The sequence below is a fragment of the Planktosalinus lacus genome (genome assembly GCF_014640155.1).
Classification (GTDB): domain Bacteria; phylum Bacteroidota; class Bacteroidia; order Flavobacteriales; family Flavobacteriaceae; genus Planktosalinus; species Planktosalinus lacus.
Genome location: NZ_BMGK01000013.1, coordinates 43,842 through 65,526, shown reverse-complemented (window position 1 = coordinate 65,526; position 21,685 = coordinate 43,842). Strand labels below are relative to the sequence as shown.

Annotated in this window: 21 protein-coding genes; 5 read left to right on the top strand and 16 right to left on the bottom strand. The window is 35.7% G+C overall.

What is annotated here, in order from left to right; genetic code table 11:
- Positions 1–9: 9 nt before the first annotated feature.
- The 4 genes from IEV69_RS13120 to IEV69_RS13105 all read left to right on the top strand — a co-directional run bounded on the left by IEV69_RS13120 (position 10) and on the right by IEV69_RS13105 (position 4,895).
- Complete coding sequence (locus IEV69_RS13120) at positions 10–1,548, top strand: helicase HerA-like domain-containing protein (RefSeq protein WP_188443190.1); 1,539 nt, start codon at positions 10–12, stop codon at positions 1,546–1,548.
- A gap of 19 nt (positions 1,549–1,567) precedes the next feature.
- Positions 1,568–2,131: a hypothetical protein gene (locus IEV69_RS13115; RefSeq protein ID WP_188443188.1), complete on the top strand. Its 564-nt coding sequence runs from the start codon at positions 1,568–1,570 to the stop codon at positions 2,129–2,131.
- Positions 2,132–2,256: 125 nt separating this feature from the next.
- Positions 2,257–3,867 carry a class I SAM-dependent methyltransferase gene (locus IEV69_RS13110; protein ID WP_188443186.1) on the top strand — a complete coding sequence of 537 codons (1,611 nt, stop codon included), beginning with the start codon at positions 2,257–2,259 and terminating at the stop codon, positions 3,865–3,867.
- A gap of 5 nt (positions 3,868–3,872) precedes the next feature.
- Complete coding sequence (locus IEV69_RS13105; protein WP_188443184.1) at positions 3,873–4,895, top strand: AI-2E family transporter; 1,023 nt, start codon at positions 3,873–3,875, stop codon at positions 4,893–4,895.
- On the opposite strand, the gene IEV69_RS13100 is transcribed toward IEV69_RS13105, so the two are convergent.
- The 15 genes from IEV69_RS13100 to IEV69_RS13030 form a co-directional block, all read right to left on the bottom strand.
- Complete coding sequence (locus tag IEV69_RS13100; RefSeq protein ID WP_188443182.1) at positions 4,896–5,780, bottom strand: bifunctional 5,10-methylenetetrahydrofolate dehydrogenase/5,10-methenyltetrahydrofolate cyclohydrolase; 885 nt, start codon at positions 5,778–5,780, stop codon at positions 4,896–4,898.
- A 54-nt stretch (positions 5,781–5,834) separates the two neighbouring features.
- Positions 5,835–7,163 carry a signal recognition particle protein gene (gene ffh / locus IEV69_RS13095; protein ID WP_188443180.1) on the bottom strand — a complete coding sequence of 443 codons (1,329 nt, stop codon included), beginning with the start codon at positions 7,161–7,163 and terminating at the stop codon, positions 5,835–5,837.
- Between the two features lie 145 nt (positions 7,164–7,308).
- The gene (locus tag IEV69_RS13090; protein ID WP_188443178.1) at positions 7,309–9,147 is read right to left on the bottom strand and encodes a fasciclin domain-containing protein; all 1,839 of its coding nucleotides are present in this window, start codon (positions 9,145–9,147) and stop codon (positions 7,309–7,311) included.
- Positions 9,148–9,302: 155 nt separating this feature from the next.
- Entirely contained in the window at positions 9,303–10,520 is a 1,218-nt protein-coding gene (locus IEV69_RS13085) for a glycosyltransferase family 4 protein (protein ID WP_188443177.1), read from the bottom strand.
- A gap of 50 nt (positions 10,521–10,570) precedes the next feature.
- Positions 10,571–11,788 carry a hypothetical protein gene (locus IEV69_RS13080; RefSeq protein WP_188443176.1) on the bottom strand — a complete coding sequence of 406 codons (1,218 nt, stop codon included), beginning with the start codon at positions 11,786–11,788 and terminating at the stop codon, positions 10,571–10,573.
- Between the two features lie 12 nt (positions 11,789–11,800).
- The gene (gene rimO / locus IEV69_RS13075) at positions 11,801–13,102 is read right to left on the bottom strand and encodes a 30S ribosomal protein S12 methylthiotransferase RimO (protein WP_188443175.1); all 1,302 of its coding nucleotides are present in this window, start codon (positions 13,100–13,102) and stop codon (positions 11,801–11,803) included.
- 100 nt (positions 13,103–13,202) lie between these two features.
- Positions 13,203–14,813, bottom strand: coding sequence for an amidase family protein (locus tag IEV69_RS13070; RefSeq protein ID WP_188443174.1), 1,611 nt, complete (start codon positions 14,811–14,813; stop codon positions 13,203–13,205).
- A 58-nt stretch (positions 14,814–14,871) separates the two neighbouring features.
- Positions 14,872–15,825, bottom strand: a complete 954-nt coding sequence (gene ftsY, locus IEV69_RS13065) for a signal recognition particle-docking protein FtsY (protein WP_188443173.1) — start codon at positions 15,823–15,825, stop codon at positions 14,872–14,874.
- Between the two features lie 153 nt (positions 15,826–15,978).
- Positions 15,979–16,134, bottom strand: a complete 156-nt coding sequence (locus IEV69_RS13060) for a DUF4295 domain-containing protein (RefSeq protein ID WP_188443172.1) — start codon at positions 16,132–16,134, stop codon at positions 15,979–15,981.
- 45 nt (positions 16,135–16,179) lie between these two features.
- Positions 16,180–16,368 carry a 50S ribosomal protein L33 gene (rpmG, locus tag IEV69_RS13055; protein ID WP_188443171.1) on the bottom strand — a complete coding sequence of 63 codons (189 nt, stop codon included), beginning with the start codon at positions 16,366–16,368 and terminating at the stop codon, positions 16,180–16,182.
- 22 nt (positions 16,369–16,390) lie between these two features.
- Positions 16,391–16,630 carry a 50S ribosomal protein L28 gene (gene rpmB / locus IEV69_RS13050; RefSeq protein WP_188443170.1) on the bottom strand — a complete coding sequence of 80 codons (240 nt, stop codon included), beginning with the start codon at positions 16,628–16,630 and terminating at the stop codon, positions 16,391–16,393.
- 78 nt (positions 16,631–16,708) lie between these two features.
- Positions 16,709–17,956 (bottom strand): competence/damage-inducible protein A, encoded by a 1,248-nt coding sequence (locus IEV69_RS13045; protein ID WP_188443169.1) that lies wholly within the window; start codon positions 17,954–17,956, stop codon positions 16,709–16,711.
- Positions 17,956–18,297: an Hpt domain-containing protein gene (locus tag IEV69_RS13040; RefSeq protein ID WP_188443168.1), complete on the bottom strand. Its 342-nt coding sequence runs from the start codon at positions 18,295–18,297 to the stop codon at positions 17,956–17,958. The genes IEV69_RS13045 and IEV69_RS13040 overlap by 1 nt, the downstream gene beginning before the upstream one ends.
- Positions 18,298–18,304: 7 nt before the next feature.
- The gene (locus IEV69_RS13035; RefSeq protein WP_188443167.1) at positions 18,305–18,916 is read right to left on the bottom strand and encodes a fumarylacetoacetate hydrolase family protein; all 612 of its coding nucleotides are present in this window, start codon (positions 18,914–18,916) and stop codon (positions 18,305–18,307) included.
- 17 nt (positions 18,917–18,933) lie between these two features.
- Positions 18,934–19,710 carry a 3'-5' exonuclease gene (locus IEV69_RS13030; RefSeq protein WP_188443166.1) on the bottom strand — a complete coding sequence of 259 codons (777 nt, stop codon included), beginning with the start codon at positions 19,708–19,710 and terminating at the stop codon, positions 18,934–18,936.
- Between the two features lie 151 nt (positions 19,711–19,861).
- Here IEV69_RS13030 and IEV69_RS13025 point away from each other — a divergent pair, with 151 nt between their 5' ends.
- The gene (locus IEV69_RS13025) at positions 19,862–20,287 is read left to right on the top strand and encodes a BLUF domain-containing protein (protein ID WP_188443165.1); all 426 of its coding nucleotides are present in this window, start codon (positions 19,862–19,864) and stop codon (positions 20,285–20,287) included.
- Here IEV69_RS13025 and IEV69_RS13020 read toward each other — a convergent pair.
- Positions 20,284–21,597 (bottom strand): dihydrolipoamide acetyltransferase family protein, encoded by a 1,314-nt coding sequence (locus IEV69_RS13020; protein WP_188443164.1) that lies wholly within the window; start codon positions 21,595–21,597, stop codon positions 20,284–20,286. The two genes, IEV69_RS13025 and IEV69_RS13020, sit on opposite strands and share 4 nt — an antisense overlap.
- Positions 21,598–21,685 lie beyond the last annotated feature (88 nt).

Below are 21,685 nucleotides of genomic sequence, written 5' to 3'. Positions count from 1 at the left end.
ATTTCAAGGATGCCAACAAAGGAAGAATTTTTCAACCACATCACATCAGGTTATGCTACCAAAGGTGATTTTATTACAATGGGCTCTGCAATGTTGAATGGTGAAACAATGACCGATGCTTTTGTAAAAATACCTTTAAAAACTTTAAACCGACATGGTTTAATAGCCGGTGCTACCGGAACGGGAAAATCAAAAACACTTCAGATATTGTCAGAAAATCTCTCTGAAAAAGGGGTTCCGGTGCTTTTAATGGACATTAAAGGAGATTTGAGTGGTGTTGCACAACCCGGAGAGAAAAAACCCTTTATAACTGAAAGACATCAAAAAATTGGACTTCCTTATCAAACTAAAACTTTTCCGGTTGAATTGCTTTCACTTTCAGAAGAAAAGGGGGCAAGACTAAGAGCAACAGTATCAGAATTTGGACCGGTTTTACTTTCACGAATTCTTGAGTTATCAGATGTTCAATCGGGCATTCTATCAGTACTCTTTAAATACTGTGACGATCATCACTTGCCGCTTTTAGATCTAAACGATTTAAAAAAAATACTGCAATACAGTACCAATGAAGGTAAGGAAGAAATCGAAAAAGAATACGGACGCATTTCAAGTGCTTCTACCGGAGCGATTCTCCGTAAAATTGTGGAATTAGAACACCAGGGTGGCGATTTATTTTTTGGTGAACGATCCTTTGACCCACAAGACTTTTTAAGAATTGATGAGAGAGGCATGGGGTTCATTAATGTTTTAAGACTCACAGACATTCAGGACCGTCCAAAACTTTTTTCAACTTTTATGCTCTGTTTACTGGCAGAAATTTATGCGACTTTCCCTGAACAGGGAGATAGTGATAAACCAAAACTTGTAATATTTATTGAAGAAGCGCATTTAATTTTCAGTAATGCCTCTAAAGCCTTACTTGACCAAATTGAAGCCATTGTCAAGCTCATTCGCTCCAAAGGCGTGGGCATCTTTTTTGTCACTCAAAATCCAACTGATGTTCCGCAAGCTGTTTTAAGCCAGCTGGGGCTCAAAGTGCAGCATGCTTTGAGGGCTTTTACTGCCAAAGACAGAAAAGCCATCAAACTTTCAGCTGAGAACTACCCAATTTCTGAATATTATAAAACCGATGAGATTTTAACATCGCTTGGAATTGGTGAAGCGCTGATTTCAGCTTTAAATGAAAAGGGCATTCCAACGCCTTTGGCTGCAACAATGTTAAGAGCGCCTATGAGCAGAATGGATATTTTGGAACTGCACGAAATTAACTCTTTGGTTGAGCAATCAAAGTTGGTAAAAAAATACAACGAAACTATTGACAGAGAAAGTGCGTATGAATTGCTTAACGAAAAAATAGCTTACGCCGAAAAACAAGAAGCGATTGAAAAAGCCAAACAAGAACGTGAAGCAGCTGAAAAGGCATCTTCTAGAACTTCAAAAGGAAGAACAACCAGTAGAAGAAGGACACAAAACCCAATCACAAAAGTACTTTCAAGTCCCACAGTGATAAGAAGCATCTTGGGTATTTTGGGTAAAATGATCAAATAACAACAACTAAAACAAACAAATGAAAAAAACATTTTTAACCTTAAGCATCATTAGTTTACTTTTTTCAGCCTGTGAAGAAGATAAAGACCCTTTTCTAATTAACACTAATGGTATTGGCTCGATAACCAAAGAAACAAAGATCAGACAATTGGATTCTATTTTTGAAAACGATTCGTTAGTGAAAATACCGGAAGAAGCCAATAGAATGTCCAATATGGAACAATTTGAAATTTATGAAAAAGGAGGTCAAAAACTACTGCTTATCACGCCTCAAAAAAGTAAAGATCCGGAAGCAAGAATAAATAACGTTCAGGTTTTTGATGAACGGTATAAAACTGAAAATGGCCTGACTATTAACAGCACTTTTAAGGAAGTAAAAGAAAAGTACACTATTTCATCAATTGTAAATACCATGAGATCGATTGTAATTTCATTGGAAGGAACTGATGTATACATTACAATTGACAAGGAAGTATTGCCTGATGCCATCAAATATCAATTTGGCTCTGAAGTTAAAGCAACAGACATCCCTGATGATGCAAAAATTAAGTTTTTTATGATTGGCTGGGAAAGTAACGAATAAGATTAATTTAAATATTTTAAAAAGCCCTGACAATTAAAATCAGGGCTTTTTTTGTAACTGAATTCATAAAATATCAAATTTCAAACCTACTAAATTGTATATTTACAGTACAATGTACATTCATTATGTTAACACAACAAGCCAAAACAAAATTAAGAGAAGAACTTTTCAGACACCTGGACGGCATTGCTGTTGCTCCGGTTGCACATCAAGTTCTCATAACAGGCATCCATAAGCACATACTTTCAAAAAAGGAGCATAAACTTTCAGAAATATCAAAGTTATTTAATGCAAATGAAGGGTATTTGAATGTGGCTTTAAGAGTCTTAGCTTCTCAAGGCTGGCTTGAATATGAAGTGAATAATACATCGAATGAAATTACTATTTCTTTAAATGAAAAAACTAAAACCGCATTTTCATTTTTTAACTACTATGGGTTTGCCGTTGAATTTTTAGAATTATCCAGAAATTTCCATCCTAAAGAATCCAATCCAGCAGATTTTTACAAGATTCAAAAAATACTTGAAGAATTTCAGTCCATAAAATTTAACTCATCTGATTCTAAGCTTCACAACGAAATTCAAGAACAAATATACAAACACCTTGAAGGAGCCCTAGTTGGACCACTTACAGTAGCATTGGGAATGAATGGTTTTTTTCATAAATATTTTATGGAGGCATCCTTTAGAGCTGAAGAGTATCATGAAGACCCAGAAAGTTTTCGCAAAATTCTTGATTTTTTTACTTTTTTAAAATGGTTTGAAAAAAAGGAAAACACCTATACTTTTACTGATAAAGGATTGTTTTTTGCGAAAAGAGCAACTGCTTATGGAGTTACTGTTTCTTATATTCCCACTTTCAATAATATTGAAGATGTATTGTTTGGTGATTATGCTTCTATGAGAGAAAACTCAAAAAATAAAACCGAAATTCACGTAGACAGAGTGATGAATGTATGGGGAAGCGGCGGCGCACACACAGCTTATTTCAGGCAAATTGATGATATAATAATTAAACTCTTCAATAAACCCATAGAAGAACAACCCAAAGGGATTCTTGATATGGGCTGTGGAAACGGGGCATTTTTAATTCACTTATTTGATGTTATTGAACAACGCACCCTGAGAGGAACCATGCTTGAAAATCACCCGTTGTTTTTGGTGGGTGTAGATTTTAATAAAGAAGCGTTAAAGGTAACGAGAGCGAATCTTGTAAATGCAGATATTTGGGCCAAAGTGATTTGGGGAGATATCGGCAACCCTGAGCAACTGGAGAATACTATTTTTGAAGACTACTCCATTCCTCTGGGCGAATTATTGAATGTCAGGACTTTTTTAGATCACAACAGAATTTGGTCATATCCCAAAATATCTACGACAAAAAAATCCAGTAAATCTTCCGGGGCTTTTGCTTTTCGGGGAAAAAAATTAAATAACAATGATGTAGAACTCAATTTAAAAGAACACTTTAATAAATGGGAGCCTTATATAAAGAAGCATGGGTTATTAATTATTGAACTTCATACACTTCCACCCGGTTTGGCAGCAAAAAATATTGGAAAAACAGCTGTCACAGCATATGATGCTACCCATGGTTTTTCAGATCAATACATTGTTGAACTAAGTGTATTTTTAAACGTTTTAAGTGATATTGGATTAAAAAGTAAAAATAAGTTTTTTTCAAAATATCCAAATTCTGAATTGGCAACTGTTAGCATTCATTATATAAAAGAATAATAATTATGCAACGCATTCATCAAGATATTATCAGACAGATTTTTACCCTGTTTTTAATTATCGCCTTAGGCGCTATCATTTTTCTAGAATTAGCACCCTTTATGAGCGGGCTGTTGGGGGCAATAACCATTTATATAATATCTAAAAAACCAATGCGAAAATTGGTTTTGAGGGGATGGTATCCTTCTGTTGCAGCTGCATTTATTATGATTATATCTTTTGTGGGTATTTTAGTACCAATTGGTTTGGTTGTTATTATGCTTTCAACCAAAGTAAAAAATGCGTTAAATAAATTAGAGACTTTTATATCAATTATAAAAGACAACTTATCGATTGTTGAAGATCAATTAAATATTCAATTATTTTCTTCTTTTGACTCACAAGAGGTTGCCAACTGGGTTTCAAATAATTTTCAAAGTGTTTTAGGTAACACATTCAATCTCTTTATAGCCTTAAGTATATTATATTTTTTACTTTACTATATGCTGGTGAACAGGAAGCAGTTTATTGAATCTATTTATACTTATTTTCCAATGCGCCCAGAGAATATCAGTACAATAGGTAAAGAAGTTGATAGTGTTGTTAAATCAAATGCTATTGGAATTCCATTGATCGCAATTATCCAAGGACTGGTCGCTTTGCTGGGTTTTTTTATTTTTGGTGTTCCAAACCCTTGGTTTTGGTTTGTGATAACTGCTATAGGATCCATGATTCCGTTTGTGGGAACAGCCATTGGTATTGTTCCGGTGGTTATTTTACTTTTTTCTACAGGACAATATGCTCAAGCTATAGGAATTCTTTTGTATGGCTTGATCGTTGTGGGAACAACTGATAATTTATTCAGAATGATTGTTCAGAAAAAACTGGCAGACATTCACCCCTTGATTACTTTGATTGGGGTGATTATTGGTGTACCGCTCTTTGGTTTTATTGGATTGATTTTTGGCCCCCTTTTGATAAGCTTATTTTTAGTTGTTTTAAAGATATATAAAGACGAATATGTTATCACTAAAGATTATAAAAAATAACTATTCTTTATGTCTTCTTTGTTCTCTCGCTAATAGGGTGTTTTTCAGCAACATCGCAATTGTCATAGGTCCTACACCACCGGGTACAGGTGTGATATAAGAGGCTTTTTTACTCACATTTTCATAATCGACATCGCCGGTAATCACATACCCTTTAGATTTGCTTTCATCTGGAACCCTTGTTATTCCAACATCAATAATAACTACGCCATCCTTTACCATTTCAGCTTTTAGAAACTTAGGAACTCCCAATGCAGAGATAATGATATCTGCTTGTAAAGTAATTTGAGTAATATCTTTTGTGTGACTGTGAGTAAGTGTTACTGTTGAGTTCCCCGGCCATCCTTTTCGTCCCATTAAAATACTCATTGGCCTTCCCACGATGTGACTTCGTCCAATCACAACTGTATGTTTTCCGCTGGTTTCAACTTTATATCGTTCAAGTAATTCAAGGATTCCAAAAGGAGTTGCAGGTATAAAAGTACTCATATCGAGTGCCATTTTTCCAAAGTTTTCAGGATGAAAACCATCCACGTCTTTTGACGGATCAACAGCCATTAAAACACGTTGTGTATTTATTTGAGGTGGGAGTGGTAATTGAATAATGAAGCCATCAATTTCATCATTGTTATTAAGTTCTTTGATTTTTTGAAGCAATTCCAATTCGCTGGTAGTATGTGGTAAACGCACCATTGTAGATTCAAAACCAACGCGTTCACAAGCTTTAACTTTACTGGCAACATAGGTTAAACTTGCACCATCATTACCAACTATTATGGCCGCAAGATGTGGAACTTTTTCTCCTTTTGATCTTATTTTATCGACCTCTTGAGTAATTTCATTTTTTATATCGTTAGAAACTTTTTTACCGTCAAGTATTGTCATAGTTTAAAAATTTAATAGTTGTCTTTGATTGTTTCTAACGTGTTTTGATTAGTCTTATCGCATTTTCCCCATCATTTGCATCATTTTTTTTCCACCGCCACCCTGCATCATTTTCATCATTTTACTCATTTGATTAAACTGTTTGAGTAACTGATTTACTTCCTGAACAGAAGTTCCGCTTCCTTTTCCTATTCGCTTTTTTCGGCTGGCATTAATAACCGAAGGGTTTGTTCTTTCTTCAATAGTCATTGAATGAATCATTGCTTCTATATGCTTGAATGAATCATCGTCAATATCTACATCTTTCAGGGCTTTTCCGGCTCCGGGAATCATCCCGACCAGGTCTTTCATACTACCCATTTTTTTAATCTGTTGTATTTGACTTAAAAAGTCATCAAAACCAAATTGGTTTTTGGCAATCTTCTTTTGAATTTTTCTAGCTTCCTCTTCATCATATTGTTCCTGTGCTCTCTCCACCAGGGAAACCACATCACCCATTCCGAGTATTCTATCAGCCATACGGTTTGGATAAAATACATCGATGGCATCCATTTTTTCACCGGTACCAATAAATTTGATGGGTTTATTGACAACACTTTTGATAGAGATTGCTGCACCTCCTCGGGTATCACCATCTAACTTGGTTAAAACAACTCCATCAAAATTCAATCGGTCGTTAAAGGCTTTTGCAGTATTAACAGCATCCTGACCGGTCATTGCATCTACAACAAACAAGGTTTCCTGAGGATCCACAGCTTTGTATACGTTGGAGATTTCATTCATCATCTCCTCATCAACTGCTAGACGACCTGCGGTATCTATAATTACAACATTGTGTCCATTTTGCTTAGCATGTGCAATGGCATTTTGAGCTATTTGTACAGGGTTTTTATTTCCTTCATCGCTGAATACCTCTACACCAATTTGATCACCAACTACATGCAACTGATTGATCGCTGCGGGTCGATAAACATCACAGGCAACCAATAATGGCTTCTTTGCTTTTTTAGTTTTAAGGAAGTTTGCTAATTTTCCTGAAAAGGTAGTTTTACCACTACCTTGTAAACCGGACATTAAAATGATTGAAGGATTACCGCTTAAGTTGATGCCTTCTGCATCACCACCCATTAGCTCGGTAAGTTCATCTTTTACAAGTTTGACCATTAATTGGCCAGGCTGTAAAGTTGTCAATACATTCTGACCTAATGCCTTTTCTTTAACGGTATTGGTAAATTCTTTTGCAATTTTAAAGTTGACATCGGCATCGAGTAAGGCACGTCTAACTTCCTTAAGCGTTTCAGCAACATTAACTTCTGTAATACTGCCGTGGCCTTTTAGCACATGAAGTGCTTTATCTAACTTTTCACTTAAATTATCAAACATATTATAAACTTCATTTTAAGGAACGCAAAGATAAGCATATGATGTTGAGTTTCAAAGATGCTTCTCAGTATTCATTAAAAAAATAAAAGGCTGTTAAAAATAACAGCCTTTTTTAGTTTATTATACTTGAATAAAATTTTTATAATTATGGTAAAATCACTTTGTCGATAGCATGAACGACACCATTTGTTGCCTGTATATTAACTAAAACAATATTGCTTACTCTGCCATTAGGATCTGTAATGGTTGTGTTTGGAGCATCAATTATTATATCACCTCCCAGTGTCGTGACAGGACCACTTTCAAGATCCTCAGCTCTAACATTAGCTTCGGCGATGACGTGCATATTTAATACAGCTGTTAATGTAGCTCCATCAATATCATCTAGTGAATTAACTCCTAGTTCTACAAATAAATCATTAAAGGCAACATTATCAGGTGCAAAAACAGTAAATGGTGCAGGGCTTGTTCCATTTTCAGTTGAAAGTATTGTGGCAAAATCTGGTTGATCCGGTCTGGTTAACGCTGCAACAAGTGAACTAAAATTTGGATCAGCTACTGCAAAGGTTACAACTGTAGGTAAATCAATTACAGCATCCACAACATGAACAATTCCATTTGCAGCTTGCACATCTGCAAGGGCTACATCTGAAACTCCGTTGATTGTAACTCCGTTGTCAATGTTAATATACATACTTAAATTATTGTCTGTATTTGCATAGGTTGCAAGTGAGTTGGTGTAAGAATTTGTCAATTCAACAGAAAGTATAGAACCACTTAATACGTGATTTAACAGAACTTGTGTCAAAGCTTCAACAGGGATGTCATTCAACGAACTCAATCCATTGGCTGTCAAAAATGCATCGAAAGAAGCGTTTGTGGGAGCAAATACAGTGTATTCTGAATTTCTATCGTCTAAGACATCATCTAAGCCTGTAATTTGGAGAGCTTCTGCTAAAGTGGATAGATCTGGTGTCATCATGGCTAAACCGGCTATGGTGGGGTCAACAATATCAATTGCTGCTTGAGGCAATAAGACCTTATCGATGGCATGTACTACTCCATTATCAGTTTGAACATTTGTAACTACTATGTTAGATGGATTTCCTGTAGCATCAATAATTTTAGCACCCCCATCTAAATCAATAGTGAAACTTTCACCTTGAAAAGTGGTTACAGACTGACCATTTACCAAGTCTTCTACCCTTACGTTGGCTCCAGCAATGACGTGATAATTCAATATTGTTTGTAATAAATCCTGAGGAATGTCTTCAAGAGAAGTGAGTCCTAAGGCATTCAATAGTGCTACAAAAGAGTCATTAGTAGGTGCAAAAACAGTAAATGGTGCAGCTGAAGTACCTGATAGTAAATCTACATAGTTAATATTAGAATCACTTGCCGCTACTAGAGCTTCGACCAAAATCGAAAATTCTGGATTAGCTAAAGCTTGTGTTGTTATATTAGGAATCCCTATCACAGCATCGACCTGGTGAACCACTCCATTATCAGCATTGATATCCGCTTGAGTAACTTCAGAAACACCATTGATTTCTACTCCTGAAGTTGTATTAATAAATAAACTCAGGTTTTCTGTAGAGCTACTTCCGGTTGCTAAAGAAGTAATATAACCGGTTGTTAAATCCCCGGAGGTATTTACTCCTTCTACTACATGATTTAATAAAATTTCTCGTAAAACTTCAACAGGCACCTCATCAAGACTTGCAAATCCATTAGCACTTAAAAAGGTGGAAAAAGCAGTATTGTTTGGTGCAAAAACAGTAAAATTGCCTTCGCTCGCCAAAACTGCGGTTAAACCGGCTGCATCTAAAGCAGCTGCAAGGGATGAATATTCAGAATTGGACGCCACAATATCAACAATTGTGTTTCCTTCAGGCATTGGTGTACCATTGTCATCATCATTAGAACACCCAATGAATGTAAAAGTTGCAATTAAAATTGCAAAAAGGTGGATTAGTTTTTTCATAGCTCTTAATTTTTTGTTTAAACAAATATCATATTAATTAAACAATATTGCAATAAACAAAATATTATTTAAGTAATGTTTAACTTAAAAATAGTTTTAATTAATCATTCTTTAAGAAAAATATTAGAATTTAAATGAAAATTCAAAAGGGAGAATCAACTTTTACTTTTTGCTTCTATCCACTTACTTAAGTATTTTGTGCTCTGCAAGTTATGGTATCGGAGCATGGCACCAATAAAGTTATCCTCGCGATGAGAATTTAAACCTGAGCTTAACTTTTTAAGTTTCTGGAAAAATAAGCTTTCAAAATCTTGATTTAAAAATTGTTCTATGAGGATTTGAAAACCTTCTTTTTGATAATTAGCCCAAAGAAATTCGTCACTATAAAGTTTGATGGCATTTTCTGAAAAGGTTCTTATTTCATCTGTAACTGAGAAAGAAAGGTTAGAATAGTTTCCAAAACCTTCAAATCCAACCGAAGTTGTAACAAATGGAGTTCCGCATTGCATAGCGTCCACGAGCTTTCCTTTTAAACCTGCTCCAAAAAGAAGTGGAGCAAGCATCACCCGTGCATTTTGAATTTGCTGATGTGCATTTTCAGTCCATCCATTTATAAAAAAGCGCTCACCAGCATTGTGAAGTTGTTTGATTTGCTCTCCTGCATATGCACCATAACAATACAAAGCTGCTTGAGGCAGTTCTTTTGAGATAAGAGGCCAAATTGATTTTTTTAGCTCCAGTATTGCGTCCACGTTGGGCTGATGCCTATAATTTCCTATAAATACAAAATGTTGTCGTTGATTAAAACCCGGCAAAACATCTATTTTGATTTTGTTTGGAATAAAAGGAACATATTGTAAAAGTTCGTTATCAATCTTAAATTCTTTTATTAAAACTTCAACTTCTTTAGTAGAAATAATAAGAGACAGATCACAGCGGTAAATACTTGCTAGTTCACGAAGTGCGATCTTTGAATTTTTAAAATTTACCGCTTTCTTCTTTTTTACAGCTTCTTCCCTTGCAAATCTGATAAAGTGAAGATCTTCAGTATCTAAAATCCGGATGGCAAGGGGACAGGATTCTGCTACACGCCAGCCATATTGCTCCTCCGTATAAAACCGATCAAAGACAACCACATCGGGATTAAGTTTTTTTACAAAACTATCAAAAGTAGAATCATTGAGTTTGATTAATTGTTCACGAACTCCAAACGCATTTAAGTCCTCTGAATATTTTGTTTTATCAGCTGCTGAAGCAAATGTTATTTTGAAATCGTGATTTAAAAAAGAGTGGATTAACTGCATCATCCTTACACCGGCACCGGTAGTTTTTGGTTCCGGCCAAGTATAACCAATTATGAGAAGTGATTGCATTTACCTTTTTCTTTTTCTGCTAATAAGACTTACAAGAATATTAGCTTATTTTAAAAGTTTTCTGATGCTAAATATTTCGTTTTCACTGATAGATTTTCATCTTTAATCGAAGTCCACGCAAAATAAACCTTTTCATTTAAGACCGCCATTTGAGGAAATCCAGAAGTTCTGGACGCATCTGCAGAAGTAAGTGTCATCACATTTCCCAGTTTACCATCAACAGTGACTTTTCGGAATTTCACAAATGTATTCTGTCCATCATCTTCCATCCAGCTAATAACTGCATTTTCTGAATCAATAAATGCTACATCCACCCGACCCAAAGGTACACCAGAATTAATTTTTAAAGGTTTTTCAAAGCGTTCACCATAGTTTTTGGAAAATGCCAACTTTACAGCACTTTCTCCATTGGCTGCCGTAAACCAGGCTACAGCAACATTATTATCTTTTGCTGCAATTCTTGGTCCGTTTACCGGACAGCCTGCAATTTCCCAGTTATCTTCATAAACCACAACAGGCTTCGTCCATTTATCACCTTCCATTCTAACAAAAGAGATGTCCCTTACTTCCTTTTCTGAGCGGTCTCTGTAAACAACAACCGGGCCCTTTGAGGTCATTGCAGTTGAAGTCTGGCAACAATCACATACACGATTATCTAATAAATATTCATTTTCAAGAGTTCCATCAGAATTCACAAGTGCTGCTCTTATTGTCATTGCTCCCCCATTGTGGTCGTGACCATTGCCTGAAGTGTTTCTGCCATCGAGCCAGCTAACCAGAAATTGACTTTCGCCGAAAGGAGAATAAGAAACAAAACCATGTTCGGTCTTCGTAGTATCACTATGAATTTTAAAAGGAATTGACCACGCACCTCCCTCCTGCTTTTGCGTGATCATAACATCATAAGCATAGGTGGCCTCATCTGATTTTTGAAGAATATGAGCTATATAACTTTTTCCATTTTTACCAATTTGTGGATAGTCAGCCCAGTTGATAAACCAATCACTGCCTGAGGTTATTGCTTCGGGATTTGACCAGTAGTTGTTAGTTAACTTTGAATAATAAAGTGTTACCAAACTATCCTTTCTTGAAACAAAAGATAGCAACAAATCGTTTCCATCTGAAAAAAGATAAGGCAATGAGCTGTTTTCCATTTCAGGGAGATGAATATTGGTAAAAGGAGATCGTGTTTTTTCCTGTGGTTTTTCTTGAGTTTTTTTACAAGAAAAAAATAAACAAACAAAACCTAGAAAGAGAATTCTATACATAATAGTTAATTTTTAAACCGGCTCTCCATATAAATCAAAATCGGCAGCATCAGTAATTTTTATTTGAGTAAAATCACCTGTTTTTAAATAGTGTTTTGAAGCGTCAATCAGCACTTCATTATCTACATCAGGTGAATCAAACTCGGTGCGACCCACAAAGTAATTGCCTTCTTTGCGGTCGATGACCACTTTGAATTCATTGCCGATTTTCTCCTGATTGAGTTCCCAAGAAATTTGGGACTGAATTTCCATAATTTCGTTGGCACGTTCTTGCTTTACGTCTTCCGGTACATCATCTTCGAGATTGTAAGCATGGGTGTTTTCTTCATGAGAATAGGTAAAACAGCCCAAGCGTTCAAAACGCGTTTCTTTGACCCACTTCTTAAGTGTTTGGAAATCTTCTTCTGTCTCACCCGGATAACCAACAATTAAAGTTGTTCTAATGGCCATTTCGGGAACGGCCTCTCTAAAATCCTGTAATAATTTTGTGGTTTTGGCTTGTGTTGTCCCGCGTCTCATAGATTTTAGAATAGGGTCTGCAATATGCTGTAACGGAATATCGATATAATTACATATTTTAGGTTCATTTCTCATCACATCTAAAACATCCATAGGAAAACCAGTGGGGAATGCATAGTGTAAACGTATCCATTCAATACCTTCAACTTTAACTAAGCTTTGGAGTAACTCGGCCAGGTTTCTTTTTTTGTAAAGGTCCAAACCATAATAGGTTAAGTCCTGTGCAATAAGAATAAGTTCTTTTACACCATTAGCCGCAAGGTTTTCAGCTTCTTTTACTAAATCTTCAATGGGTGTGCTGCGGTGTTTACCGCGCATAATGGGAATGGCACAAAAAGAACAAGGACGATCACATCCTTCGGCAATTTTTAGATATGCATAGTTTTTTGGTGTGGTGGTCAAACGCTCGCCAATGAGTTCATGCTTGTAATCGGCTCCTAAAGCCTTTAACAAGCCGGGAAGTTCAGTCGTGCCAAAATATTGGTCTACAGATGGGATTTCCTTTTGTAAATCGGGTTTATATCGCTCTGAAAGACATCCGGTAACAAATACTTTGTCAACAATACCGGCTTCCTTTTTTTGCACATATTCCAGAATAGTGTTTACGCTTTCTTCTTTTGCATTGGCGATAAACCCACAAGTGTTGATGACAACAATGTTACCTTCTTCTTCATGAACCACTTCTTTATTGTTGGCTTTGAGTTGACCCATCAAGACTTCTGAGTCATACACATTTTTTGAGCAGCCCAATGTGACTACATTTATCTTATTTTTCTTTAAGGTTTTTGTGCGCATATTTTATTTTAAAGGATTGCAAAGATACAATCTTAAACAGATACAGTCATTAATAAAGCACTTTTTGGCAACTTATTCTACAATAGCCATAATTGATACCTTAATTTTTGTATTCTTGGGGAATTTTTCTCAAAGAAGTTGCTTTCTCGAAGGCATAGCCCCACTGGAGCAATTCCATTTCGCCACCGGTCTTTGTAATAAAGGTCAATCCTTTTGGTGTATTGGAATTGTCATAACCCATCGGAACAGTGAGTGCAGGATATTTAGCAACTGCTGCATAACCCGCGTGATAGTTATTTATAGAAAGGATTCCATCAAGGCGGTATTTTTTCATAGGTATGTCAAAAAACTTCCTTCCATTTCTGAATAATGTATCCTTAATAGCTATAAACTCTTTTTCGCTAGCTGTATCAGAAACGACCCCTAGAAATAACTTTTGTCCGTAGGGAGCTCTGTTCAACGAGTCTTTCTGGTTGAAATTTATAATATCATTCACAGTTTTATACCCAAGATTTTGATTGCCATAATATGAAAAATACAATGGAAGGTCCTTTTGCATATCCAGATTTAGCAGACGTAAAAAATTTGGCAAAGAGCTATTTTCTTGCTCAATTTTTATGATTACTCCACCCAGACCTTCTATATGTTTTACAGCATTGGCATATAGTGAATCACCGAGCAAGTGGTTAAACACCCCCAAACGCTTTCCGCTTATAGATGCCTTATTTAGATTTAAATAATAATTTGAAGTGTTTTCAACGGTATATGAGGCCTCGTCCTGAACATCATACCCTGCCATTGCAGAAAGTAAAATTGCATTGTCAACTACAAACTTTGTGATTGGCCCGGGTGTATCGAGCGTTGAAGAAATGGGTATAATGCCACTCCTGCTTAGGAGTCCGACGGTTGGTTTCATTCCCACTACAGAGTTTTGTGAAGAAGGTGAAAGTATAGAACCTGAAGTTTCTGTACCCACCGACGCAACAGCAAAATTCACTGCGGTAGCAACACCACTTCCTGAGCTGGACCCTCCAGTGTCAATGTTTTTTCTTCCGTATGGATTGAGTGTCTGCCCTCCAATTGCCGAATATCCGCTAGGGCAATCGCCACAGAAAAAGTAGGCCCATTCACTAAGATTTGTTTTTCCCAGAATAAGAGCTCCGTGGGCTTTAAGTTGCTTTACAATATGAGCATCTTCAGAAAAGTTTTCGGCTAAAGCTACCGCTCCGGCAGTTGTGGGCATCTCTAGAGTGTTGATGTTGTCTTTAAGCAGAACAGGCATTCCAAAAATGGGATGCATCTCTGAACCATCTTTAAGTGAAGTATCTAAAGAGCGTGCTTCATCTATAACGTTAGGATTAAATGAAATTATACTGTTAAGTGATTTGTCATTATTTCTATCGTAAAGTTGGATGCGTTTAAGGAAAAATAGTGTGAGTTCCTCATAGGAAAAGACTCCATTCGCAATATACTTTTGAATAGTAGGAATATCTTTTTCTAAAATGTATGATCGCAAAGTATGGTATCGTTCGTCTGAAAAACTTTGAAGTTCCTTCTCAAAGGGTTTCCACATAGCTTCGCTATTGAGATATTTCGAGTCTATAACCTTAAATGATAATTCATCTTGAGTGTTTATTTGATCTTTTTGCTTTTCAGAAGAAGCACAGGAAAAAAGAATAAAAGAAACAATTATAAGGCCAACTACTTTCATTAATTTGATTTCTGATTTTATCAAAAATAATGAATATTTTGGTTCTCCTGACAAAAAGCTATTTGAAGAAAGAGTCAATAAATTCAAATTTATTAAACACCTGAAGGTGTTCCATGCCTTCACCAACCCCAATATATTTTACAGGAATTTGAAACTGATCGCTAATACCGATGACAACACCTCCCTTTGCTGTACCGTCGAGTTTGGTAACTGCAAGTGCAGTAACTTCAGTAGCTGCAGTGAATTGTTTGGCTTGTTCAAATGCATTTTGTCCCGTTGAGCCATCGAGTATCAAAAGGACTTCGTGAGGTGCATCAGGCACAACTTTTTGCATCACACGTTTTACTTTTGTGAGCTCATTCATCAAGTTGACTTTATTGTGTAGTCGTCCAGCGGTATCTATAATCACTACATCGGCATTTTGCTTTACTGCACTCTGTAGCGTGTCAAAAGCAACTGAAGCAGGATCGCTGCCCATGCTTTGTTTTACGATTGGAACCTGAGCCCGATCTGCCCATATTTGTAATTGATCGATGGCTGCAGCACGAAAGGTATCTGCTGCTCCCAGCACCACACTTTTTCCGGCTTTCTTAAATTGGTAGGCCAATTTACCTATAGTTGTCGTTTTTCCCACTCCATTCACTCCCACGACCATTATGACATATGGTTTCTTATCTGATGGAGTTACAAATTCAGTTTCTTCACCGGTTTCAATTTCAGATAATAAACCTGCTATTTCTTCACGAAGGATCAGATTGAGTTCATCTGTCCCCAGATATTTATCTTTTGCTACTCTCGCTTCGATGCGTTCAATAATTTTTAATGTAGTGTTTACCCCCACATCTGATGCAACTAGAATTTCTTCCAAATTATCTAAAACCTCATCATCTACTTTAGATTTTCCGGCTACAGCTTTACTTAATTTACCAAAAAAACTAGTTTTTGATTTTTCAAGGCCCTTGTCTAAAGTTTCCTTTTTTTCTGAAGAAAATATTTTTTTAAAAAAACTCATGGTTTATTTTTGATTATTATACAACTGATCAAGAAATAGAAACGGTATATAGTGTCTTAACTAAAAAACTTATAAATTTAGTGAACAAAGATACATAAAAAGGAAAAGCCGTCTCACCAAAAGGTGGACGGCTTTTATATAAATTGTAAGAGTTTATTTTTGCTTGCTTAACCAGTCATTTACCAGTTCAGGAGCAGTAATGGTCTCAACAAATGTATAGGCTCCAGTTTTTGGAGACTTTACCATTTTTATTGCTTTAGTTAAACGTTTTGATCCGGTTTGTAATGATGCTACTGATTTCTTTGCCATGACTTTGGGAATTTATTGACAGTTTTACGTTAGTAAAATGCCTTATTACTTAATTTCTTTGTGAACGGTCATTCTTTTTAAGATAGGGTTGAATTTTTTCAATTCCATTCTATCAGGAGTGTTCTTTTTGTTTTTAGTAGTGATGTAACGAGAAGTCCCGTTCATACCTGACTCTTTATGTTCAGTACACTCTAAAATTACTTGGATTCTATTTCCTTTACTTTTCTTTGCCATTACTTTGAACTATTTTATAAGATTACTTGGTTAAATAACCTTTTTCTCTTGCTTTCTTGATAGTTGCAGAGATTCCGTTTTTGTTGATTGTTTTTAAAGCAGCTGCAGATATACGTAGGGTAACCCACTTGTCTTCTTCTGGTATGTAAAACCTTTTCTTTAGCAAATTTACTTGAAACTTACGTTTCGTTTTGTTCATTGCGTGAGAAACATTGTTTCCAACCATTGCTCTTTTTCCTGTAAGCTCACAAACTCTAGACATTTCTATAAACTTTATTTCGTTATTTTAAAACAGGCTGCAAATTTAATACATTTTTATATGTTGCACAACAATTAAAGATTAGTTTTTTAAAATTTCTTTTCTAAGCAGTTCAAAGCCTTTGTTTGTTGCACTTGTTATAACGCGTTGACGTTCTTTTCCAAAGTTGAATTTTTCTGAAAAAACTCCCTGAGGTGTTGCTATACCAATAAAAACTGTACCAACGTCTTCATTAGCATCTCCTTTAGTTGGTCCTGCTATTCCGGTGGTTGAAATTGCAAAATCTGTTTCATAGAGTTGTTTAGCACTTTTGGCCATGGCTTCTGCTACTTCTGAACTAACAACGGTATGTTTTTTTATCAACTCTTTAGGAACGCCTAAAATTTTAGTTTTGCTGGCGGTTGCATACGTTACAAACCCTCCTGTAAAATATTGCGAAGATCCACTCATCTTGGTTAGTTTGCGAGCCATTTGACCTCCGGTACAGCTTTCTGCCAGACTTAAGGTTTGATGGTTTTTAACTAATAAATTTGCTATTACTTCTTCTATTGAAGTCTCTTCATCAAAACCAATAATAATATCACCAATCAAACCCTGCAATTGCTTGACGTGATTATCGATTGCAGCATGTAATGCAGCCTCATTCAGTCCTTTTGTTGATAATCGCAACCTAACTCTTCCTAATGAGGGTAAATAAGCGAGCTTGATTTCTTGGGGTAAATTATTTTCAAATTCTTCGATTATTTCAGCAATAGCGCTTTCACCCATCCCTGTAGTTAGCAAAGTTTTATGGACAATTACAGGTCTTTTAAACTTTTTCTGAAGTCTGGGCAGTACTTCATTTTGCATCAAACTTTTCATTTCATAAGGCACACCAGGCATTGAAACAAATACTGTATTGTTTTTTTCAAGCCACATTCCTGGGGCGGTTCCAAATTTATTTTCTAGTGCAATTGCTTTTGAAGGAAGTTGTGCTTGCAACAAGTTTTGTTTATTGGGAGTCCGGTTCAGATGCTTTTCAAAAAGATATTTTACATTTTTAAGAGCTTTTTCATTTAAGACCAGTTGATCTTCAAAATATTCACAAAGTGTGTTCTTTGTAATGTCATCTTTTGTTGGACCCAGTCCGCCTGTCAAAAGTACAATTTCTGCTCTTTTTTCGGCATTTGACAAACTTTCGAGTATGTGCTTTTTATCGTCTTGAACTGAAGTAATTTGGACAACCTGAACACCAATTTTACTTAGCTCAGTAGCAATATAAGCTGAATTTGTATCGACAATTTGACCAATGAGAATTTCATCTCCTATGGTGATTATTTCTGCGTGCATTATAAATTAAAATCTTCTTTAAGCTCTTTAAATACTTGTCTTAAAATAGTTTCAATCTTTTCTACCTGCGGTTCTACAGCAGCTTTACTTTTGGAAGTATTGGTCCACGATTCTATTGAAGTTACGTCCTTTGTTAAATTTAACCCTAACATCTCAAGGTTGGGTTTCATTTTATGTGCAAATTGATAAGCGAGCGCTTTATTGTTATCATTGACCGCTTGTATCATTGCATTTAAATCAGGTGGGATTTCATCCAAAAATGTTTTAGCAATTATTGCCATAAATTCTTTATCGCCACCGGCAATTTCTTGTAAACTGTCAAAAGAATATGTTTTACTCATTGTGATTTTATTTTACTTTGATTGAAAAAACTTGCTGATCTTCAATATATCCTGTGAGTTGATCTTCAGGATTGACCTTAGCTACGCCTGCAGGAGTGCCTGTAAAGATAATATCTCCTATCTTTAAAGTAAAGTATTTTGAAATATATTCGATTAAAGCATCAATTTTCCATAACATTAAAGAGGTGTTTCCTGCTTGAACTATTTGTCCGTTTTTGTCTAAACTAAAATTAATGTTATTGACATCTTTAAACTTTGCCTTGGAAATAAAATTACCTACAACTGCTGCTCCATCAAAGGCTTTCGCTTTCTCCCAGGGAAGTCCTTTCTCTTTGAGCTTTGACTGTAAATCTCTTGCGGTAAAATCGATTCCAAGTCCAATTTCATCGTAATATGTATTTGCAAATTTCTCTTCAATGTGTTTGCCCACTTTTTTGATTTTAACTAAAATCTCAACTTCATGGTGCACATCTTCTGAAAATTCAGGGATAAAGAATGGTTGTTTCTTCAATAAGACAGACGTGTCGGGTTTCATAAAAATAACCGGATCTGCGGGTCTTTCATTCTTTAACTCATCTATATGAGCGACATAGTTTCTTCCAATACAAATTAATTTCATTGTCTAAGTTCAAAATGTTAATCTAACTTATTATTCAGTTTTCTTAACTTGATAGCTGTGAGTATTTTTTTGGTATACAATGGAAAATCAGCATTCAGCAACCATCCAAAATAACCAGGTTCATTTTCTAAGATATCTTCTACTTTACTTCCACGGTGTTTTCCAAAAGCAAACACTTCATTGCCTTGTTTATCAAAGCCTATGAAACCCGCAAAATCAGCAAACTTTTTATGAGAGCTGAATTGTGCTAAATACTTTGTATTGTTTTCAAGTGCATCATATCTTTCAATTTGAGCTTCCAGCACTTCAAATGTAGCCATTGTATCAGCTTCAGCACTGTGTGCATTGGTCAAGTCTTTGTTACAGTAAAACTTATAGGCAGCTTCTAGAGTGCGTTTTTCCATTTTATGAAAAATGGTTTGAACATCAATAGAAAGTGTGTTTTTCATTTCAAAATCTACCCCTGCTCTCAATAACTCTTCTGCTAAAAGCGGAATATCAAATCGGTTTGAATTGAACCCTCCCAGGTCTGAATCTTTTATCAGGCTGTATACTTTTGGTGCCAGCTCTTTAAAAGTAGGTTCATTTGCAACCATTTCGTCTGTAATTCCGTGAATTGCTGAAACTACAGGAGGTATGGGCATTTCAGGGTTTACTTTCCAGGTGTGACTTTCTTTATTTCCGTTTGGAAAAACTTTTAAAATTGAAATTTCAACAATCCTATCTGTGGCTATATTGGTACCGGTGGTTTCAAGGTCAAAAAAACATATGGGTTTGTCGAGATTTAATTTCATTCTATAATTATTTTTTAAGAAACAAAATTACTATTAATCATTGATATGGCTGTCCCTATTTTTGAAAAGATTACAAATTGGATGGGTTTTAATTCATTTTCATTTATTTCTGCGAAATATTTTATATTTTTAAAATCAAAACCTAACCATTTTGCTAAAATACCTTGCATACGTAAGCCGTCAATCTTACATTTTAACTAACGAAGATATTTCAAACTTGTTAGTTACATGTAGAACAAACAATACCCGAAATGAAATAACCGGGATGTTAATTTATTTTGATGGCACTTTTGTACAATTCCTGGAAGGGCCTGAAAACACTATCAATTTACTATTTGATAAAATAAAAAATGACAAACGGCATCAGGAAATGATTCTTCTGGTTGAAGGCATTGCAACTCAACGGGAATTTGGTGACTGGTCGATGGCTTTTAAAAAATTAACTACTGAGGACACCACGAGAATTGTGGGTCAAAAAGACTTTAAAAAAGAGGATTTATTTAAAGGAAAAGACCCGAATAGTGAACATCCGGGTCTTGTTTTGATAAAGTCGTTTGTAAATAATTTACATATTTAAATTTCTCTGTTCACATCAAACGCTTCCAGATATTCTGCCACTCGTTTTACAAATTGACCGCCTAAGGCTCCATTAACTACTCTGTGGTCATATGAGTGTGAAAGGAACATTTTATGTCGAATACCAATAAAATCACCTTCGGGAGTTTCAATTACAGCAGGCACTTTTCTGATAGCTCCCAAAGCCAGAATCCCAACTTGGGGTTGATTAATAATGGGTGTACCCATCACACTTCCAAAGGTTCCTACATTGGTTACGGTATAAGTTCCTCCTTGGGTATCATCAGGTTTCAACTTCCCTGTTCTTGCTCTGTCAGCCAAATCATTAACAGCCTTCGCCATTCCAAGAAGATTGAGTTGATCTGCATTTTTAATTACAGGCACTATTAAGTTTCCATCAGCCAATGCTGCAGCCATTCCCAGATTGATATTTTTTCGTTTGATGATTTTATCACCATCAACAGAAATATTAATCATTGGGTAATCTTTGATTGCTTTGGCAACAGCTTCCATAAAAATTGGAGTAAACGTGAGGTTTTCACCTTCTCTTTTTGCAAATGTTGCTTTTACTTTATTTCTCCAGTTCCAAATATTAGTAACGTCTACTTCAATAAATGACTGAACGTGTGCTGAAGTTTGAACACTTTCGACCATATGGTGAGCTATAAGCTTGCCCATCCTAGTCATTTCGATTATTTCATCCTGACCATTGACAGAAACGGGTGTTGCTTTTGGAGCAGGTTGTGTGCTTACAGCTTTTGGCTGTGATGCAACAACAGGCTGAGCTGCCGGTTGATCTGTTCTGTTTTCTAAATAAATAAGTATGTCATTTTTGGTCACTCGACCATCTTTTCCGGAGCCGGCAATTGCATCGAGTTGTTCTTGTGATATATTTTCTTTTTTTGCAATGCTTTTTACCAATGGTGAATAAAATCTTTCAGTAGTGCTTTGCACGGGTGTTTGAACAGATTCTTGGGCAGCAACAACAGTTTTTTCAACTTCAGAAACTAATTCTTTAGAAGGTTCTGCTTCATTGGCTTCTACTTTTTGAACAGCATCTTTACTTTCAGCGGCAGTTTCAATGATTGCTATGGTTTGTCCCACCTGCACTACATCATCTACCTGAAATAAAATTTCAGACAAGACACCTTCAACTTCACTGGGCACTTCAGAGTCAACTTTGTCTGTGGCTATTTCTAGTACTGCTTCATCAAGTTCTACGGTATCTCCAACATTCTTAAGCCAGTTTGTAATAGTTGCCTCAGCTACACTCTCACCCATTTTGGGTAATTTTAATTCGAATTTTGCCATAATTTTTAAAGAAAGTACATTGGTTTATGCGTGTGCAAAATTAATAATTTTTTATCCTTTCGAGCTGTTTTTAGGATTTTATCTCTTG

What these genes read in the sequence shown, in the direction of transcription:
- IEV69_RS13110 (WP_188443186.1), top strand. Translation starts at nt 2,257, where the DNA reads ATGTTAACACAACAAGCCAAAACAAAATTAAGAGAAGAACTTTTCAGA.
- IEV69_RS13045 (WP_188443169.1), bottom strand. Translation starts at nt 17,956, where the DNA reads ATGCACGCAGAAATAATCACCATAGGAGATGAAATTCTCATTGGTCAA.
- IEV69_RS13105 (WP_188443184.1), top strand. Translation starts at nt 3,873, where the DNA reads ATGCAACGCATTCATCAAGATATTATCAGACAGATTTTTACCCTGTTT.
- IEV69_RS13020 (WP_188443164.1), bottom strand. Translation starts at nt 21,597, where the DNA reads ATGGCAAAATTCGAATTAAAATTACCCAAAATGGGTGAGAGTGTAGCT.
- IEV69_RS13070 (WP_188443174.1), bottom strand. Translation starts at nt 14,813, where the DNA reads ATGAAAGTAGTTGGCCTTATAATTGTTTCTTTTATTCTTTTTTCCTGT.
- IEV69_RS13040 (WP_188443168.1), bottom strand. Translation starts at nt 18,297, where the DNA reads ATGAGTAAAACATATTCTTTTGACAGTTTACAAGAAATTGCCGGTGGC.
- ftsY (WP_188443173.1), bottom strand. Translation starts at nt 15,825, where the DNA reads ATGAGTTTTTTTAAAAAAATATTTTCTTCAGAAAAAAAGGAAACTTTA.
- IEV69_RS13100 (WP_188443182.1), bottom strand. Translation starts at nt 5,780, where the DNA reads ATGACAATACTTGACGGTAAAAAAGTTTCTAACGATATAAAAAATGAA.
- IEV69_RS13080 (WP_188443176.1), bottom strand. Translation starts at nt 11,788, where the DNA reads ATGTATAGAATTCTCTTTCTAGGTTTTGTTTGTTTATTTTTTTCTTGT.
- IEV69_RS13090 (WP_188443178.1), bottom strand. Translation starts at nt 9,147, where the DNA reads ATGAAAAAACTAATCCACCTTTTTGCAATTTTAATTGCAACTTTTACA.
- IEV69_RS13030 (WP_188443166.1), bottom strand. Translation starts at nt 19,710, where the DNA reads ATGAAATTAAATCTCGACAAACCCATATGTTTTTTTGACCTTGAAACC.
- rpmG (WP_188443171.1), bottom strand. Translation starts at nt 16,368, where the DNA reads ATGGCAAAGAAAAGTAAAGGAAATAGAATCCAAGTAATTTTAGAGTGT.
- IEV69_RS13120 (WP_188443190.1), top strand. Translation starts at nt 10, where the DNA reads ATGCCAACAAAGGAAGAATTTTTCAACCACATCACATCAGGTTATGCT.
- rimO (WP_188443175.1), bottom strand. Translation starts at nt 13,102, where the DNA reads ATGCGCACAAAAACCTTAAAGAAAAATAAGATAAATGTAGTCACATTG.
- rpmB (WP_188443170.1), bottom strand. Translation starts at nt 16,630, where the DNA reads ATGTCTAGAGTTTGTGAGCTTACAGGAAAAAGAGCAATGGTTGGAAAC.
- IEV69_RS13085 (WP_188443177.1), bottom strand. Translation starts at nt 10,520, where the DNA reads ATGCAATCACTTCTCATAATTGGTTATACTTGGCCGGAACCAAAAACT.
- IEV69_RS13115 (WP_188443188.1), top strand. Translation starts at nt 1,568, where the DNA reads ATGAAAAAAACATTTTTAACCTTAAGCATCATTAGTTTACTTTTTTCA.
- ffh (WP_188443180.1), bottom strand. Translation starts at nt 7,163, where the DNA reads ATGTTTGATAATTTAAGTGAAAAGTTAGATAAAGCACTTCATGTGCTA.
- IEV69_RS13035 (WP_188443167.1), bottom strand. Translation starts at nt 18,916, where the DNA reads ATGAAATTAATTTGTATTGGAAGAAACTATGTCGCTCATATAGATGAG.
- IEV69_RS13060 (WP_188443172.1), bottom strand. Translation starts at nt 16,134, where the DNA reads ATGGCAAAGAAATCAGTAGCATCATTACAAACCGGATCAAAACGTTTA.